The organism is Acinetobacter sp. V110_1 (assembly GCF_031798975.1).
In the GTDB taxonomy this organism is placed as follows: Bacteria; Pseudomonadota; Gammaproteobacteria; order Pseudomonadales; family Moraxellaceae; genus Acinetobacter; species Acinetobacter nosocomialis_A.
In genome coordinates, this window is record NZ_JAVQNN010000027.1 from 24,549 (window position 1) to 41,555 (window position 17,007).

The 17,007-nt window shown below is 39.9% G+C and carries 17 protein-coding genes and 1 pseudogene; 11 read left to right on the forward strand and 7 right to left on the reverse strand.

Annotated elements, in window-relative coordinates; all coding sequences use genetic code 11:
• Window positions 1-42 precede the first annotated feature (42 nt).
• The 4 genes from atpA to RMA95_RS10515 all read left to right on the forward strand — a co-directional run bounded on the left by atpA (window position 43) and on the right by RMA95_RS10515 (window position 4,396).
• Window positions 43-1,587 carry a F0F1 ATP synthase subunit alpha gene (gene atpA, locus RMA95_RS10500; protein WP_004705937.1) on the forward strand — a complete coding sequence of 515 codons (1,545 nt, stop codon included), beginning with the start codon at window positions 43-45 and terminating at the stop codon, window positions 1,585-1,587.
• A gap of 77 nt (window positions 1,588-1,664) precedes the next feature.
• Entirely contained in the window at window positions 1,665-2,534 is an 870-nt protein-coding gene (atpG, locus tag RMA95_RS10505; RefSeq protein ID WP_002114131.1) for a F0F1 ATP synthase subunit gamma, read from the forward strand.
• A gap of 30 nt (window positions 2,535-2,564) precedes the next feature.
• The gene (gene atpD, locus RMA95_RS10510; RefSeq protein WP_004705936.1) at window positions 2,565-3,959 is read left to right on the forward strand and encodes a F0F1 ATP synthase subunit beta; all 1,395 of its coding nucleotides are present in this window, start codon (window positions 2,565-2,567) and stop codon (window positions 3,957-3,959) included.
• A 17-nt stretch (window positions 3,960-3,976) separates the two neighbouring features.
• Entirely contained in the window at window positions 3,977-4,396 is a 420-nt protein-coding gene (locus tag RMA95_RS10515; protein ID WP_002054176.1) for a F0F1 ATP synthase subunit epsilon, read from the forward strand.
• 62 nt (window positions 4,397-4,458) lie between these two features.
• Here RMA95_RS10515 and RMA95_RS10520 read toward each other — a convergent pair whose 3' ends face one another.
• The 4 genes from RMA95_RS10520 to RMA95_RS10535 all read right to left on the reverse strand — a co-directional run bounded on the left by RMA95_RS10520 (window position 4,459) and on the right by RMA95_RS10535 (window position 7,871).
• Window positions 4,459-5,058, reverse strand: coding sequence for a hypothetical protein (locus RMA95_RS10520; RefSeq protein WP_311070390.1), 600 nt, complete (start codon window positions 5,056-5,058; stop codon window positions 4,459-4,461).
• Window positions 5,059-5,203: 145 nt separating this feature from the next.
• Entirely contained in the window at window positions 5,204-5,749 is a 546-nt protein-coding gene (locus tag RMA95_RS10525) for a glutathione peroxidase (protein WP_263612703.1), read from the reverse strand.
• Between the two features lie 121 nt (window positions 5,750-5,870).
• The gene (locus RMA95_RS10530; protein WP_311070393.1) at window positions 5,871-6,635 is read right to left on the reverse strand and encodes an AraC family transcriptional regulator; all 765 of its coding nucleotides are present in this window, start codon (window positions 6,633-6,635) and stop codon (window positions 5,871-5,873) included.
• Window positions 6,636-6,656: 21 nt separating this feature from the next.
• Complete coding sequence (locus tag RMA95_RS10535) at window positions 6,657-7,871, reverse strand: MFS transporter (protein ID WP_311070395.1); 1,215 nt, start codon at window positions 7,869-7,871, stop codon at window positions 6,657-6,659.
• Between the two features lie 135 nt (window positions 7,872-8,006).
• Here RMA95_RS10535 and RMA95_RS10540 point away from each other — a divergent pair, with 135 nt between their 5' ends.
• Entirely contained in the window at window positions 8,007-8,660 is a 654-nt protein-coding gene (locus RMA95_RS10540) for a TetR/AcrR family transcriptional regulator (RefSeq protein ID WP_079744781.1), read from the forward strand.
• A 105-nt stretch (window positions 8,661-8,765) separates the two neighbouring features.
• On the forward strand, window positions 8,766-9,686 hold the full coding sequence (locus tag RMA95_RS10545) for a DMT family transporter (RefSeq protein WP_311070397.1): 921 nt from the start codon (window positions 8,766-8,768) through the stop codon (window positions 9,684-9,686).
• A gap of 389 nt (window positions 9,687-10,075) precedes the next feature.
• Here RMA95_RS10545 and RMA95_RS10550 read toward each other — a convergent pair whose 3' ends face one another.
• The 3 genes from RMA95_RS10550 to RMA95_RS10560 are packed head-to-tail and all read right to left on the reverse strand — an operon-like array spanning window position 10,076 to window position 13,001.
• Complete coding sequence (locus RMA95_RS10550; RefSeq protein WP_019458003.1) at window positions 10,076-10,645, reverse strand: L-threonylcarbamoyladenylate synthase; 570 nt, start codon at window positions 10,643-10,645, stop codon at window positions 10,076-10,078.
• 50 nt (window positions 10,646-10,695) lie between these two features.
• Window positions 10,696-11,826 carry a DNA-processing protein DprA gene (gene dprA, locus RMA95_RS10555; protein ID WP_311070400.1) on the reverse strand — a complete coding sequence of 377 codons (1,131 nt, stop codon included), beginning with the start codon at window positions 11,824-11,826 and terminating at the stop codon, window positions 10,696-10,698.
• A gap of 20 nt (window positions 11,827-11,846) precedes the next feature.
• Complete coding sequence (locus tag RMA95_RS10560) at window positions 11,847-13,001, reverse strand: LysM peptidoglycan-binding domain-containing protein (RefSeq protein WP_311070402.1); 1,155 nt, start codon at window positions 12,999-13,001, stop codon at window positions 11,847-11,849.
• 122 nt (window positions 13,002-13,123) lie between these two features.
• On the opposite strand from RMA95_RS10560, the gene def reads away from it, so the two are divergent.
• The 5 genes and pseudogenes from def to RMA95_RS10585 all read left to right on the forward strand — a co-directional run.
• Window positions 13,124-13,654: a peptide deformylase gene (gene def / locus RMA95_RS10565; protein WP_004705924.1), complete on the forward strand. Its 531-nt coding sequence runs from the start codon at window positions 13,124-13,126 to the stop codon at window positions 13,652-13,654.
• Between the two features lie 34 nt (window positions 13,655-13,688).
• The gene (locus RMA95_RS10570) at window positions 13,689-14,117 is read left to right on the forward strand and encodes a DUF2946 family protein (protein ID WP_311070405.1); all 429 of its coding nucleotides are present in this window, start codon (window positions 13,689-13,691) and stop codon (window positions 14,115-14,117) included.
• Window positions 14,118-14,189: 72 nt separating this feature from the next.
• Window positions 14,190-16,304: a TonB-dependent copper receptor gene (locus RMA95_RS10575; RefSeq protein ID WP_311070407.1), complete on the forward strand. Its 2,115-nt coding sequence runs from the start codon at window positions 14,190-14,192 to the stop codon at window positions 16,302-16,304.
• A 53-nt stretch (window positions 16,305-16,357) separates the two neighbouring features.
• A complete protein-coding gene (locus RMA95_RS10580) occupies window positions 16,358-16,570 on the forward strand; it encodes a hypothetical protein (RefSeq protein ID WP_311070409.1) in 213 nt (70 codons plus the stop codon).
• A 146-nt stretch (window positions 16,571-16,716) separates the two neighbouring features.
• Window positions 16,717-16,863 (forward strand): annotated as a pseudogene (locus tag RMA95_RS10585) (TetR/AcrR family transcriptional regulator); the annotation flags it as partial.
• Between the last annotated feature and the right edge of the window lie 144 nt (window positions 16,864-17,007).

Consider the following 17,007-nt stretch of genomic DNA (forward strand, 5'->3'; position numbering starts at 1 on the left):
AATGATGAAGACTGAACTAATAAAAGATTGAGGAATAGCGCAATGCAACAACTGAATCCATCCGAGATCAGTGCGCTCATTAAACAGCGTATCGGAGATCTGGACACCAGCGCGACCGCTAAAAACGAAGGTACCATTGTTATGGTATCCGACGGTATCGTGCGTATTCACGGTCTTGCTGATGCAATGTACGGTGAAATGATCGAATTCGACGGCGGCTTATTTGGTATGGCACTGAACCTAGAACAGGATTCAGTGGGTGCCGTTGTTTTAGGTAACTACCTAAGCCTTCAAGAAGGTCAAAAAGCTCGTTGTACAGGTCGTGTTTTAGAAGTTCCAGTTGGTCCTGAACTTCTTGGCCGTGTAGTAGATGCTTTGGGTAACCCAATTGATGGTAAAGGCCCAATTGATGCAAAATTAACTGATGCTGTTGAAAAAGTAGCACCAGGCGTAATTTGGCGTCAATCAGTAGACGAGCCTGTTCAAACTGGTTATAAATCAGTTGATACCATGATTCCTGTGGGTCGTGGTCAGCGTGAGTTGATTATTGGTGACCGTCAAACTGGTAAAACAGCAATGGCGATCGATGCGATCATCGCTCAGAAAAACTCTGGCATTAAATGTGTATACGTTGCGATTGGTCAAAAACAATCAACAATTGCAAACGTTGTACGTAAGCTAGAAGAAACTGGCGCTATGGCGTATACAACTGTTGTCGCTGCTGCGGCTGCTGATCCTGCTGCAATGCAGTATTTAGCTCCGTACTCTGGCTGTACAATGGGTGAATACTTCCGTGACCGCGGTGAAGACGCTCTTATCATTTATGATGATTTGTCTAAGCAAGCTGTTGCTTACCGTCAAATTTCATTACTTTTACGTCGTCCACCAGGTCGTGAAGCGTATCCAGGTGACGTATTCTATCTTCACTCACGTCTTCTTGAACGTGCTTCTCGTGTATCTGCTGACTACGTTGAGAAATTCACTAATGGCGCAGTAACTGGTCAAACTGGTTCTTTAACTGCATTGCCAATTATTGAAACTCAAGCAGGTGACGTATCTGCATTCGTACCAACGAACGTAATTTCGATTACTGACGGTCAGATCTTCTTAGAAACATCATTATTCAACGCAGGTATCCGTCCTGCTGTGAACGCGGGTATCTCTGTATCTCGTGTTGGTGGTTCTGCTCAAACTAAGATCATCAAAAAATTGTCTGGTGGTATCCGTACCGCTTTAGCACAATACCGTGAATTGGCTGCGTTTGCTCAGTTCGCTTCTGACCTTGACGAAGCAACTCGTAAGCAACTTGAACATGGTCAACGTGTAACTGAGTTAATGAAGCAAAAACAATATGCTCCTTACTCAATTGCTGACCAAGCTGTTTCTGTTTATGCATCTAACGAAGGCTATATGGCTGACGTAGAAGTTAAGAAAATCGTAGACTTTGATGCTGCGTTAATTGCTTACTTCCGTTCTGAATATGCTCCGTTGATGAAACAAATCGATGAAACTGGTGATTACAACAAAGACATCGAAGCAGCAATCAAAGCAGGTATTGAAAGCTTTAAAGCGACTCAAACTTACTAAGTTCAGTTTTAGTTAAGTTTGGTTCACGGATCAACCTTCGGAAGCTCGAAAGGGCTTTCGAATACTAGGTTAAGCGTATGGCAAATTTAAAAGAAATTCGCGCCAAAGTAGCTAGTATCAAGAGCACGCAAAAGATTACTCGCGCGATGCAAATGGTAGCTGCTTCTAAAATGCGTCGTGCGCAAGAGCGCATGGCTCAAGGCCGTCCGTATGCCGATAATATGCGCCGTGTAATTGCTCACTTGGTACAAGCAAACCCTGAATATAAACACCGTTATATGGTTGATCGCCCAGTTAAGCGTGTTGGCTATATCGTAGTGTCTTCAGATCGTGGTTTGGCAGGTGGCTTGAACATTAACTTGTTCAAGAAAGTTGTGCAGCATGTCAAAGCACAACAACAGCAGTCAATTGAAGTTGAATTTGCTTTAATTGGTCAAAAAGCGGTTTCGTTTTTTAAGAATTACGGCGGTAAAGTGCTTGGTGCAACTACCCAACTTGGCGATGCGCCGAGTTTGGAACAGTTAACTGGCTCAGTGCAAGTTATGCTTGATGCATTTGATAAAGGCGAATTAGATCGTATCTACCTCGTATCAAATGGTTTCGTTAATGCAATGACTCAGCAGCCTAAAGTAGAACAACTTGTTCCTTTAGCACCGGCAGAAGAAGGCGATGATCTCAACCGTACTTATGGTTGGGACTATATCTACGAACCAGAAGCAGAAGAATTGTTAAATGGTTTGTTGGTTCGCTATATCGAGTCTATGGTTTATCAAGGTGTGATTGAGAACGTTGCATGTGAGCAGTCAGCTCGTATGGTCGCGATGAAAGCAGCGACAGACAACGCAGGACAATTGATTAAAGACCTACAACTCATTTACAACAAGCTGCGTCAAGCCGCGATTACTCAGGAAATTTCCGAGATCGTTGGCGGTGCCGCTGCCGTTTAACATTATTAAGTTTGAATTGAGGAGACAGCAATGAGTAGCGGTCGTATCATTCAGATCATCGGCGCGGTTATCGACGTCGAGTTTGAGCGCACAAGCGTTCCTAAGATCTATGACGCTCTCCAAGTTGACGGTACTGAAACTACTTTAGAAGTTCAGCAACAACTTGGTGATGGTGTTGTTCGTACCATCGCAATGGGTTCTACAGAAGGTCTTAAACGTGGCCTTAATGTAACTAGCACAAACGCACCGATCTCTGTTCCAGTGGGCCCAGCTACGCTTGGCCGTATCATGGACGTTTTAGGTCGTCCTATCGATGAAGCAGGTCCTGTTGCGACTGAAGAACGTTTGCCGATTCACCGTCAAGCGCCTTCTTATGCTGAACAAGCAGCTTCTACTGACCTTTTAGAAACTGGTATTAAAGTAATTGACTTACTTTGCCCGTTCGCAAAAGGTGGTAAAGTTGGTTTATTCGGTGGTGCGGGTGTTGGTAAAACCGTTAACATGATGGAATTGATCAACAACATCGCAAAAGCACACTCAGGTTTATCTGTATTTGCTGGTGTTGGTGAGCGTACTCGTGAAGGTAACGACTTCTATCACGAAATGAAAGATTCTAACGTTCTTGACAAAGTAGCAATGGTCTACGGTCAGATGAACGAGCCACCAGGTAACCGTTTACGCGTTGCGTTAACTGGTTTGACTATGGCTGAATACTTCCGTGATCAAAAAGACGAAAATGGTAAAGGTCGTGACGTATTATTATTCGTCGACAACATCTACCGTTATACACTTGCGGGTACTGAAGTATCAGCATTGTTAGGTCGTATGCCATCTGCAGTAGGTTACCAACCTACACTTGCAGAAGAAATGGGTGTTCTTCAAGAGCGTATTACATCTACTAAATCTGGTTCGATCACATCGATCCAAGCAGTATATGTACCTGCCGATGACTTAACAGACCCATCGCCTGCAACTACATTTGCTCACTTAGATGCAACAGTAGTATTGAGCCGTGACATCGCATCTTCTGGTATTTATCCAGCGATCGATCCACTTGACTCAACTTCACGTCAGTTAGACCCATTAGTTGTTGGTCAAGAGCACTATGAAATTGCGCGCGCAGTACAAAACGTATTGCAACGCTATAAAGAGCTTAAAGACATCATCGCAATCTTGGGTATGGATGAATTGGCAGAAGAAGATAAGTTGGTTGTTTACCGTGCGCGTAAAATCCAACGTTTCTTCTCTCAACCATTCCACGTAGCTGAAGTATTTACTGGTGCTCCTGGTAAATTAGTACCACTTAAAGAAACGATTCGTGGCTTTAAAGGTCTATTAGCTGGTGAATACGATCACATCCCAGAACAAGCGTTCTATATGGTTGGTGGTATTGACGAAGTGATTGCTAAAGCTGAGAAACTCTAATTTAAGGAGATCATCTCATGGCGACTATGCAATGTGATGTCGTAAGTGTTAAAGAGTCTATTTACTCTGGCGCAGTGACGATGTTAATCGCGAAAGGTGCAGGTGGTGAACTTGGTATTTTGCCAGGACACGCTCCACTTGTAACTTTGCTTCAACCGGGCCCGATTCGTGTTCTGTTGGAAAATGGTACAGAAGAAATCGTCTATGTATCTGGCGGTGTTTTAGAAGTTCAACCTCATGTTGTAACGGTTCTTGCAGATACTGCAATCCGTGCTGACAATTTGGATGAAGCTGCAATTTTAGAAGCACGTAAAAATGCTGAACAATTGCTTGCAAACCAAAAGAGTGATTTGGACTCAGCTGCTGCTTTGGCATCTCTTTCAGAGATCTCAGGCCAGCTTGAAACAATCCGTAAAATCAAAAACCGCGCTCAATAAGACGCGGTTCGAGATTGAAAAAGCCACCGTAAAGGTGGCTTTTTTTATTCTTGAAAAGAAAATTAAGAATCAGTTTTTGAATCTGATTTTTCATCTCCTGCCATAATCAGTGCAGCGAGTTTGACCATATCCATTTGGATAGTATTAAGTTGCTTCTCAATTTGGTCGAAATCAATTTGTTCTAATTTTCCATTTAATAACGGCATACTTAAAGCTTGTTGGTTTGCTTGTAGTAGGTTTTGACGAATATTTTCAACTTCCTGACTTCTTATATCTAAAGTCAATAATGCTTGATTTAAGCCTTTTAGTTGCTGTTTTAATGTCGTTACAGTTGTTTTTAGCTCTTGCTTATCTTCATCTTGAATGGCTTGTTCAACATCAAGTTGAGTGTCTTTAAGCTTTTCAATATAGTCGCCAGCTTTTAACTGTAAGTTAGCCGCGTCACGAACGATATAAAAAACATTACCGCTTTTTAACTCAGTTTTATTTTTTGTAGGTGTAATTTCTTGTGAAGAATCATCTGCTTGTTCTGATACTTGGTCATTAGTTTGAGCAGACTCTTGTTCCTTAGCATGGTCTTGTGCCTGATCGCATCCAAGTAACAACATACCTGAAGCAAAAATCACAAATGGAAAAAATGCGCCTTGTAAAACTTTTTTCATAACTATACACATACCAAGTAAAGCAAGTGCGTACTATATGCATAAAATATGTAGAAATAAGGTATTGTTGCAAATGAACAACATTTTGACCAGACAATAAAAAAGAGCGCTGTAGCACTCTTTTTTTATGAAATTGCTATAAAAATTATTTAGCTAACTCTGCTTCAACTGCTTTTACAATTTGTTCATCATCTGCTGTTAAGTTTGGGGCAAAACGAGCAACAACTTCACCATTTTTATTTACTAAGAATTTCTCAAAGTTCCATAACACTTCTGGAGCAGGGTTCGTTGGAATACCTAAGCCTTCTAAACGCTCGCGGAAAGGACCTTCGCCAATGCGTTCTGGTTGAGCTGCTGTCAGTGCTTGATAAAGTGGGTGCTTATCTTCGCCTACTACAGAGATTTTTGAGAAAAGCGGGAAATGAACATCGTAGTTTAATGAACAGAATTGTTGAATTTCTTCATCCGAACCAGGTTCTTGTTCTTTAAAGTTGTTTGCAGGGAAACCTAAAATTTCAAGACCTTGATCTTTCTTTGCTTGATAAAGCTTTTCTAAGCCTTCGTATTGTGGAGTTAAACCACATTTAGATGCTGTGTTTACAATTAATAAAACCTTACCTTTATATTGATCAAGGTCAACCGCTTCGCCTGAAATAGCTTTTACTGGAATGTGATATACAGATTGAGTCATGAGTCTTTCCTGAAGATTGTAATTGATATCAAGTAACGCATTTGTTTTAACTGCTATTGTTGAGGAGTGCAATAATATTCGTGTTCAAAAAATAAAAAGAGAAGAAAAAGCAATCTATGAGCTAATTGTTTCTGATTTGAACAGGGGTCTGGCCTGTATATCTCTTAAAAAATTCAATAAAACTGGAACTGTGTTGATAACCTAAATCATATGCTAAACGTTTAATAGGCATGCCTTGTCGAATTTGATGAATGGCATAAACAATTTTGGCTCTATTACGCCATTCGGATAAAGAAAGTTGTAACTCTTGTTGGCTTAAACGCAATAAATGACGATCACTGACTGAAAAATTCTGAAGTAATTGCTGTAAAGAGTGATTAAAAAATAATGGGTCTGAAAGTTTTTCTAAAATTGGTAGTAAAACTGGATGACGTGTTTGGGGTAAGTAATGAGAATATGCTGTGGCTTGTTGTAACTGATCAAATAGAACTTGCAAAAGATGTTCTAAATATTCAGGTTTTCCATTTTGTTTTTGCTGCTCCAAAATTTGTAAAACCAGAGTTCGAAAGAAAGGCTGAATACTAAAGCATTTACAGGCATCACCTAAAATAGAACAGAGGCTAGGGTGTAGTCGAATACAGATATAGTGAATTTCATGATCGATATGAGTAGATTGATGGACCGTTTGAGGTGGAATCCAAAGTCCATAGCTTGGAGGAGATAAGTAGATTTGTTCTTCTACTTGCATTTCCAAAATGCCATTCAAACTGAAATTAAAATCTCCCCAAAGTGAAGCATGAGGACGAACAATATCTTCTTTTTCATATAGAAATTCATGAACTTCTATATTGTTCAATAAGGAAAATTGTTGGTCCTCATTTTTCATCTATTTACTCTGAATAATATTTTAATTTTCACAAGTCGCTTTAGGATTATTTAAGCCTTTGGCAAAGGTAAATGTACTAATTAATGCTAAAGCAACGAAGCTTAATACACCATAAATTAAAGTATTTTCATTGAAATGATCAACTACATAGCCACCTAATAATGAGCCTGTCGCAATCATGACTTGGAACATACCAACAAAGAGCGGCATGCCTTTTTCCACTGCATGAGGTGCGTGTACAAACATCCATATATTGGCAGAGGTAGGAAAGGCACCGAATGCAAAGCCCCATAGTGCAGTCAAAACGATGGCACCAAATTCATGAATAGCAAAGATAGGAAAGCCGAAAAACACGATTGCAAAACATGTTCCAACGAAGGCTAGAGTGTAACGGACGTTTAAGTTGCCGCTATATCCTGCAAATGCATTTCCAAAAATACCAGCAATTCCGTAAAGCAATAGTAATGAACTAATAGTGGTACCGTTGAATCCTGCAATATTCTTAAAGAAAGGTGCTAAATAACTATAAGCACAGAAGTGAGCAAGACCAATTAATAAAACAATTAACATGCCACTACGTGCCTTAGGAGTGCGTAATAGTGCTGGTAAATCTCTTATGTGAATTGCTGAGTCTGGTACAAGTTTAGGCAAGAAAATAAGTTGAAGTACGAGTACAACAAGACCGATCGCAGCGGTAATACCAAATGCACTACGCCACCCATAAAACTCACTTAGCCATGTTCCAATCGGGACTCCTAGTACAGTGGCAAACGTTACACCAGCCATGACTACAGCAGTTGCTTTAGCAATAGGTAAATGTGCAGGTGCGAGCTTGCCGCTTAATGCAATAGCTGTGGCCCAGAAACCGCCAATTGAGATGCCTAAAATTAAGCGGCTCAGTAATAAAACATGGAAGTTTTCTGCAAAAGCAGTAATGGTATTGGCAATCACCATAATTGCTGTCAGTAAAATAAGAACATAACGACGGTCAAGTTGTTTTACTGAAACAGGTAATAGTGGGGCCGCAATCGCTGCCATAATGCCGGGTACGGTAATAATAAGACCAGCTGTACCCACAGAAATATGTAAATCAGCTGCAACGCTATTTAAAACACCAACAGGTAAAAATTCACTTGTTACTAATGCAAATGCTGCAATGGCAACGGCCAAAATGGCAAACCAGCTCCCTTGAGTGGAGGTCATGGGTCGCGGTTTAGAGGTAGTAGATTGGTCCATAATAAATCCTGACTTGGCTAAATTTGGAGTGAAGAAAGGCAATTTTTTAATTAACTAACGATCATTATGAAAATAAAATAGTTGATAAAAAATCGAACGTCAATTAATTTAATAACGATTGTTATAAAAATAGATGTGATCTTTATGACAAATAGGCATGAAACAGATCTTGCTGTTAACGAAGACACGCTAAAAAAGAAGCGTGGACGCCCTAAATGCTTTGATGAGCAACAAGTGTTAGAAAAAGCAATGTTACTTTTTTGGGAACATGGCTATGAAGCAACGTCTATTAGTGACTTGACGCAGGCTTTAGAAATTACAGCACCGAGTTTATACAGTACTTTTGGTGATAAGGCAGGCTTGTTTTATAAAAGCATTGATTACTACTTAGCTCATGAAGCATGTCCTATTGAAACAATCTTTTTAGAAGCAAAAACTGCAAAAATTGCTTTTGAGTTATATCTTTATGACAATGTGAAACGACTGGTTCAACCCAATAAACCAGCAGGTTGTATGTTGGTCGTTGCGGCGATGAATTGCTCTGATGCAACTCAAGATGTACAGCAAAATTTATTAGATAAACGTATAAAGACCAAAGAAAAATTATTAAAACGTCTAGAACAAGGTGTAGAGCAGGGCGACTTATCTGCTAATGCTCCTCTACAAGAAATGACTGATTTTTATGCCACCGTTATTCAAGGGTTGACTATTCAGGCGAGAGATGGCGCGAGTACTGAGCAACTACATAAAGTGGTAGAACATGCCATGAAAGCTTGGGCATTATTTTAAAAAATTAATGATGTCCTAAGTTCAATATCAATGTCGGAAATACGATATTTCAATTTATTAAGACATTCTTCAGAATAAAATCTCTTTTGTAGATGGTGTATTACTATGAGTCAGGTCATGAAATATCACAAATGGGCATTTATTTTTCCCATTCTGGCAGTACTGATTTGGTCTTTAAATATTGTAGTCACCCGCTATGTCTCAGATTATATTTCTCCTGTCAGCATTAGTTTTTATCGGTGGTTAATAGCCTTTATTATTTTAACGCCATTTATGCTTTTACCAGTTTGGAGACAACGACAGCTGGTAAAAATGTATTTGCCTAAGCTTGCAGTATTGAGTGCATTTGGGATGGTGCTTTATCAAGGTCTTGCCTATACAGCGGCTCATTATACTAGTGCGACCAATATGGGAATTGTGAATGCCTTTATTCCGATCTTCACTATTTTTGTTTCGCTTGCCATTTTAAAAGATGTGCCTAATCGATTTGCAGTCTTTGGCAGTATTTTGTCTTTTGCAGGCTTGCTATATGTCATGTGTCAGGGCGACATTAACCAGTTGTTAAGTGCTGGCGGTCATCTTGGTGATGCACTCATGATTGTTGCTGTGTTCTTCTATGCATTTTATGGGGTTTTCCTTAAAAAATGGCAGCTTCCACTTCCAATCATGACAAGCTTATACGTTCAGATTGGTTTTTCTGTATTGTTCCACCTTCCTTTGATTTTCTGGTTTGGTCTTGATGGCTTGAATGCACAAAATGCGCCAAGTGCAATTTATGCAGGTGTATTTGCGTCTTTAATTGCGCCGTTAGTTTGGATGTTAGCAGTACAACAACTTGGACCAAATAGAACAAGTATATTTATGAACTTGGTCCCTGTCTTTACAGCAGTTATAGCAAGCGTTTGGTTATCTGAGCAATGGACGATCTATCATACCTTCGGCGGAATTATGATTCTGGTAGGTATTATTATGGCTCAAAAGAAGGTTAATTCTAAAAAATCGGATCTATTACCGGAGCAAAACTAAAGTCATTGAAAAAACTATGGCATATTTTGAAAAAACTGATGAAAATATGCCATATTTTTCTTAGTTAAAGTTTTTCTATATGATTTATAAATAGATTATAAAAACAAGTTGAAATATAAATATTAAAAAAGACGAGTAAAAATATTAATATAATTTTAACTTATAAGCGAAAAATTCTAAATTCCCTACACTTTTCATGCTTTTTTTAGAGAAATAATATATTTCTCTCCTCTAGCCTCTTAACACATAATAGCGACCACTACGAAAGACGCTATTTTAAGCAATTTTTCTTTCGTTCCAGAGATATCCAAACCCTCTGGATGTGGTATATACCCATCCTTTTTTATGCTCAGTTATCCCTATATAACTGAGCTTTTTTTTGTCTAAAATTATGGGCGAATGACTTCACCAGTTAAGGCATTAATGATTCGACTTGGTTGCTGACTTTGCCCTAAGTCACCATTAAGATAGTTTAATTGTGAACCAAAGTATTGGCAGGCATCTTGTAATGAATGAGCCGGTTCTTGTCCACTCGGGTTTGCACTCGTCGATACAATGAAGCCATGAAAAGCATTACATAAAGCGACACATAAAGGATGGGTTGTTACTCGTACAGCAACAAGCGGGTGTTCGCCCTTAATCCATGAAGGAATATGTTGATCGGCTGGCAATAGCCAGGTCGTGGCTCTTTCTGATGGTTGATGGTTAGACCAGCAATCAATAATTTCTTGTTGAGTCGTTTGCGGTAATGAAGTCAGTAAATGCTCGACTTGACTAATGTGTCCAGCTAATAAAATGACGCCCTTTTCAATAGGGCGCTGCTTCAATTCAAGAATTTTTTGAAAAGCTTGTTCATTAAATGGATCACAGCCTAATCCCCAGACTGCCTCAGTTGGATATGCCAAAACTTGACCTTGTTGTAAACATTCGGCTGCTTCGGTCACTGAGGTCGTAATCATGGTAATACTTTCCTTTTAATCAAACAGAATCGTTATTGTGCGCCCTAATACTAAGAACGACAACGTAAATACAGCCCTGATTGTTGCATACATAAACCGAGTAGTTCTAGTTCCATCAGTGAAGAGGTCAGTTCAGAAACTGCAACATTATGATGAATAACAAGCTGGTCAATATTCTGGCCTACCCAGTCTAAAGACTGATAAAGGTCAATTAAATGCTCAGGAATTTCTGGGGTATTTACATTAACTTCTTCAGTTTGACTTTGTTGCTGACTTTGCCATTGAGTTGGCAATGCAAGATCTTCAATAATTTGTTCAGGATGGTCGACTAAAATTGCACCTTCACGAATAAGTTGATGGCATCCTTGATGAAACTCACTATAAATATGGCCCGGAATGGCAAATACGGTTTTGCCTTGTTCAGCAGCTTTATTGGCCGTGATGAGTGAGCCACTTTTTAAAGTCGCTTCCACAACTAATACGCCTAAACTCAGACCGCTAACAATTCGGTTTCTACGTGGGAAATGTTGCTGTAAGGGCGGTGTCCCCGGTAAAAACTCAGTAATAATGGCGCCGTTCTGAGCCAAAATATGTTCTGCCAGTTTTTTATTTTGAGCTGGATAAGTACTATCTAAGCCCGTACCAGTGACTGCGATTGTACGTTGATGGGCGGATGCACCTTGGTGGGCTGCTTCATCAATGCCATAAGCCAGACCACTACTAATAAAAAAGCCCTTTTCACTTAAGTAATAGGCAAAATCATAAGCTACCTGACGACCATGTGGGCTTGGTTTTCGGCTACCGACAATCGCGATTTGTGGTTGCAATAAAGCTTGAGCTTGGCCTTTCCCGAAAATAATAGGTGGATGATCTGTATAAGGAAGCAATTGAGTAGGGTAGCCAGAGTCATCAGGTGTCAAAATAAAATCAGTATGTTGATGAACTTGTTGTACAAGCTGTTCGAACTGAGCCTGACCTTGGACTGTTTGAAATTCGTTTACACGCTTTAAGTGATTCGCATGTAGCCCAAGAGAGGGCCATTCTGCTAATCCATTAGGTTGAGTTGCTTTTTCACAGTTTCCAAAATAATCAATAATTTTTTTAAAACTGACTAATGAGTGCTGCACCAAATACCACACTTTAAGTGTGTGGTAATGGTGTGAAGTAAGTTGGGTGAGCATTGTAAAAGGTACATCCAGCATTAATCATTAAAGCGAGGTGGCTGAATGCTTGAACCGACTTTAATAGGCAAATCGCTTTCTAGGACATAAGCATAGCTAAGCTGATCAAAAGTTCTAAAAACCATCAGACTACCAATCTGTTGACCAGGAAGTTGAATCGCCTCTTTGGTTTTAGGGTCGCGAATCGTCTCTCCTTGTTGGTCAATGTCAAAAACTTGACCTACCTGAACACCTTGCGCTGTACCACGGTCCAAAGTCACGACACTATTTTTTGCAGCTCTACCAATTGACCCCATGACACGAATGATTTTGCCGCCGTCAGTCACTTGTTTTGCATCTACGGGGTAAAACAATGTTGGTAAATTAGCTTGTTCTTCAGGCATAACACGATCGCCACGACGTACTTCACCATCATAGCTATCTGTAAGTTCTAAGGCGGTGATGTCTTTTTCAGTAGACATTGCAACACCCGAAGCAACCTGTGACAGCTCAATGCCTAGACTATGCTTTTTACCTTTACTGTCTGTAAAATAGTAAGGTTCACCTTCGCGATAAACTGCATAGCGTTGACCATGAACTAAGCCTTGTCCTCGTGCATAAATAGTTTGACCTTTTCCTGCAAGTACACGTTGATCAGCTGTACCAACAACATAAGGTGTATTGGTAATTGAGTCAGCTGGTAAAATAGTACTGTTCTCTAACCACTGTTTAATATGTTCAAGTGGAATAACAGGAACACTATTATTTAATGCTTCGACGCGAACTTGTGGTTGCAGGTTTGTGGTTTGACCTGTGTAGCGGCGGATAATACCGACACAGCCGTCGCCTTCGTCTTTACCGACTAGGGGGCGACCATCTAGGCTACATAATAGTAATCGGTCACCCGGATAGATCCAGTGCGGATTTTTTACATGTTGATTACTTGCCCAGATTTCAGGCCAGCGCCATGGTTTATTTAGAAAATGTCCCGAAATATCCCATAGTGTATCCCCGCGTTTTACAATGTACACATTGGGTGCATTGCTTTTAAGAGAAGGTGGATTATGGTTTGGGCTGGCAGCATGAACCTCTGCTACCGTACCAAGCGCAACTCCTGTACAGAGTGCTAAAGCAAGTAAATGCTTTTTTATCCCCAAAGCATGAAATTGAACCATGCCGTCAAAAACCTTTTTCATTATGATAATTCCTAAAAATTATGCGTGCAGATGCGTTATAATAGGCGGCTAACACACAATTTTTCGATGAAGTATTTCCTTCATTTGGTTTTTCAATCAATGGCATAAGTGAGGACGTCAGTATGGCCTTATTACCTATTTTAAGTTTTCCTGATCCCCGTCTTCGTACCATTGCTAAGCCTGTTGAAGAAGTTACTGATGAAATTCGTCAACTTGCAGCAGATATGCTTGAAACCATGTATGCGGCACCAGGTATTGGTTTAGCAGCTTCTCAGGTCGATCGTCATATTCAGCTTATCGTCATAGATTTGTCTGAATCTAAAGATGAACCTTTGGTTTTCATTAACCCCAAAATAACTCCACTGACTGAAGAGACGCAGCCGTACGAAGAAGGCTGTCTATCAGTGCCACAAATATACGACAAAGTTGATCGCCCGTCACGTGTGAAAATCGAGGCAATTAACCTTGAAGGTCAAGCATTTGAGATAGAAGCTGACGGACTTCTCGCTGTTTGTATCCAACATGAAATGGATCACTTAAAAGGCAAATTGTTTGTGGATTATTTGTCGCCACTTAAACGTCAGCGTGCACGCGAAAAAGTCGAAAAGATTGTTCGTCAACGCGAGCGTGAAAAAGTTGCGGTAAAACGTTAAAAGTTTTTCAAACATTATAGTGTGGATGTGATTTTTGGTTTTTCGTAGTGGTCTGTTGCTCGCATGTGCAGCAGTGTTTTTACAGATTGCGGTATTTCTACAGCCGCTATTACCGAAGCAATATCAAATTGCTCCGGTCTGTGAAACTATTACCCGTGCTTTGCTTAAACCCAAGACACAGACGGAAACCATGTCACATGCCATGCATCATTCACATCACGAACACCATATCGAACAGGCACAAGTACCTGAACATCATGACCACCATGATGCAAATCACCAGTGCCAATATTGTACCGTCTATGCCAATCTCGTTTTACCACCTGAATTTGGCGTAAAAGAGGTACTCGTTCGTATACAAGTTCGCTTAGTCGCCTATCAACAAGCATTTCGACATGTTTATTTTGCGCTACAGCGACTCTTCTTACTCCCGCAAGGGCGAGCGCCGCCTCTATTTGCATAAATAAAAGCAATTTTTTGTTGGGGTCTTGATTGACTTCAATATCACTTTATTTATGTTTTAGAGCGTATAAAAATGCCACATTCTAAATTTTTACTACAACCTTTATGGGTTGCGATGCTTGCTGTCTCTTATTCGTGTCTGGTTTTTGCTGATTCAGAAAAAAATGATGCCGATACCAAAACACTTCACTCATTAGCACCTATTGTTGTTACAGCACAACAAAGTAACGATGCAAATGGCTTGATTGTACATGCAGACCCAAAACAGCCAATTCAGCCAGTACCTGCTACAGACGGTGCAGACTATTTACAAAGTATTATGGGTTTTAACTCGATACAAAGCGGTGGAACAAATGGTGATGTGACATTCCGAGGCATGTTTGGTTCACGTATCAAAATTCTAACGGACGGCACAGAGAACTTAGGTGCATGTCCAAACCGTATGGATGCTCCAACTTCTTATATTTATCCAGAAAGTTATGACCGTATTTCTGTCATTAAAGGTCCGCAAACTGTTCAATATGCCAATACAGGTTCGGCAGCTACGGTACTTTTTGAACGTCAACCTGAGAAACTTACCTCTGAAAAACCTTATCGTGGGCAAGCAAGTGTTTTGCTAGGTTCATATGGACGTATTGACCATAATGTTGAGGCGGCAATTGGCGATGAAAAAAAATATATTCGTTTAAATGCCAACCGTTCAGAGTCTAATAGTTATCAAGACGGTGACGGCAATACCATACCTTCAGCATGGAAGAAGTGGAATGCTGATGTAGCGCTTGGCTTTACTCCAGATGAAGACACATGGATTGAACTCACAGGTGGAAAATCTGATGGTGAATCGCTTTATGCTGGACGTTCAATGGACGGATCTCAATTTGCGCGAGAAAGTTTAGGTCTGCGGTTCGAAAAGAAAAATATCACTGATGTCATTAAGAAAATTGAAGGGCAGGTGAACTACAGCTATAACGACCATATTATGGATAACTTTAGCTTGCGCACACCGCCATTAGTTGAAATGAACCATGGTGGTATGACCATGCTCATGCCAAACGCGATGGCAATGGAAGTGACACGTCGTACACTAAACTCGCGTTTAGCCATGACCTCTGAATGGAATAAGTGGAGCCTAATCACAGGTGTAGATTCTCAATTTAATAAACATGGCGGTAGCATGTCATCGCCAAATATGCTTTCAATGAATATTCCATACCGTCAAGATATGCGTTTTCAATCATACGGTGCTTTTGGTGAACTTGGTTATCAAAGGAACGATCTCAACAAATTGGTTACAGGTGCACGTTTAGATCGAGTCACAGTTGAAGATGAACGTGCCGACTCTAAAGCAAAAGGCTTTAATACTAAACTTGAAAAGACTTTACCGAGTGCATTCGTTCGCTGGGAAAATCAACATCCTGAACATGACCTAAAAAGCTATATCGGTTTAGGTTATGTAGAGCGTATGCCTGATTATTGGGAGCTTTTCTCGCCTAAACATGGGAACGCTGGCTCAACCAATACCTTTAACGGTGTCAATCCTGAGAAAACATTACAGTTGGATATGGGCTTCCAGCAGCAACATGGCGCTTTAAACACATGGGCTTCTGCTTATGCAGGCTTAGTAGATGACTACATTTTAATGAGCTACCACCATCATCCAAGTATGGGAATGGATGGGCATGATATGAGTCATGATATTACTGCGGGTGCCAAAAATATCGACGCAACCATCGCTGGTGCGGAAGCTGGTATTGGATATCAATTTACCGACCATATTCAGGCAGATTTGAGTGCCATGTATGCGTGGGGTAAAAACACCACAGATGACAAACCGCTACCTCAAATTTCCCCTTTGGAAGGTCGCTTAAATATTCGCTATGTAGCTGACAAATATAACTTAGGAATGTTATGGCGTGCTGTTGCTGAGCAAAACCGTGTAAGCCTACATCAGGGTAATATCGTGGGATATGACCTAAAACCAAGCAAAGGTTTTTCAACCCTTTCTTTAAACGGAAGTTACAACCTTCGTAAAGATATTGATGTATCTGTTGGCATTGACAACGTATTAGATAAAACCTACACCGAACACTTAAATAAAGCGGGAAGTGCAGGCTTTGGATTTGCGAGTGAAGAACAGTTCAATAATATCGGAAGAAATTATTGGGTTCGTATGAGCATGAAGTTTTAATCAGCTTAATGAATTAAATGAACTGAAAGAATTAATTTAAAGAGAGAAATGAAATGACAAATAAATTATCGCCTGAACAATCTTGGTGGGGATGGAAGTTACTTATTGTGACTTCTATCTTGGCTTTATTATTTATGATCATTTTTTACTGGGCAATCAACAATGAGCCTGATTATATGCCTAGCCAAAAAAATAAGCAGATGATGGAGACACATGAGCAAATGAATCAAGCTGAAATGCACATGCACAGTTCATCAGCTCAATAAGTTCTTTAAAACTTGGAAAAGGAAGTCTGGTTAACAGGCTTTCTTTTTTATTTTAGGTTTTAAAAATTATTGATGTATTCTCGCTAAGATTTTTGCCTTACTTTGATTCTGATAAAGCCTATTGCGGATAAAGCATAGGACTTCGAAAAGTACAGCATAAATCCTTTGTAAGTATGAATAATATGCTTTTTACCATGATACGTTATGAGATGCAGAACAATTTTCTTATCTCAGAACAACAACTTAAACGCGAATTATCGAGCATAATACTTGTATATTTAAATCGAAAATAAATTATTAAAATAATTATTTATATAAAACAGCATCTTAACTTGGTATTTGGTTTAAAAGTAAACGTTCAAGTCATTATTTTTTAATTTTCGCTTGCAAAGGGTTCTTAATCCTCTATAATGCACATCCATCGGCGGTGATGCAGA

Bases quoted from the DNA above. Each gene is read 5' to 3' on its own strand.
- atpA (WP_004705937.1), top strand. From the start codon at position 43: ATGCAACAACTGAATCCATCCGAGATCAGTGCGCTCATTAAACAGCGT.
- atpG (WP_002114131.1), top strand. From the start codon at position 1,665: ATGGCAAATTTAAAAGAAATTCGCGCCAAAGTAGCTAGTATCAAGAGC.
- atpD (WP_004705936.1), top strand. From the start codon at position 2,565: ATGAGTAGCGGTCGTATCATTCAGATCATCGGCGCGGTTATCGACGTC.
- RMA95_RS10515 (WP_002054176.1), top strand. From the start codon at position 3,977: ATGGCGACTATGCAATGTGATGTCGTAAGTGTTAAAGAGTCTATTTAC.
- RMA95_RS10520 (WP_311070390.1), bottom strand. From the start codon at position 5,058: ATGAAAAAAGTTTTACAAGGCGCATTTTTTCCATTTGTGATTTTTGCT.
- RMA95_RS10525 (WP_263612703.1), bottom strand. From the start codon at position 5,749: ATGACTCAATCTGTATATCACATTCCAGTAAAAGCTATTTCAGGCGAA.
- RMA95_RS10530 (WP_311070393.1), bottom strand. From the start codon at position 6,635: ATGAAAAATGAGGACCAACAATTTTCCTTATTGAACAATATAGAAGTT.
- RMA95_RS10535 (WP_311070395.1), bottom strand. From the start codon at position 7,871: ATGGACCAATCTACTACCTCTAAACCGCGACCCATGACCTCCACTCAA.
- RMA95_RS10545 (WP_311070397.1), top strand. From the start codon at position 8,766: ATGAGTCAGGTCATGAAATATCACAAATGGGCATTTATTTTTCCCATT.
- RMA95_RS10550 (WP_019458003.1), bottom strand. From the start codon at position 10,645: ATGATTACGACCTCAGTGACCGAAGCAGCCGAATGTTTACAACAAGGT.
- dprA (WP_311070400.1), bottom strand. From the start codon at position 11,826: ATGCTCACCCAACTTACTTCACACCATTACCACACACTTAAAGTGTGG.
- RMA95_RS10560 (WP_311070402.1), bottom strand. From the start codon at position 13,001: ATGAAAAAGGTTTTTGACGGCATGGTTCAATTTCATGCTTTGGGGATA.
- def (WP_004705924.1), top strand. From the start codon at position 13,124: ATGGCCTTATTACCTATTTTAAGTTTTCCTGATCCCCGTCTTCGTACC.
- RMA95_RS10575 (WP_311070407.1), top strand. From the start codon at position 14,190: ATGCCACATTCTAAATTTTTACTACAACCTTTATGGGTTGCGATGCTT.
- RMA95_RS10580 (WP_311070409.1), top strand. From the start codon at position 16,358: ATGACAAATAAATTATCGCCTGAACAATCTTGGTGGGGATGGAAGTTA.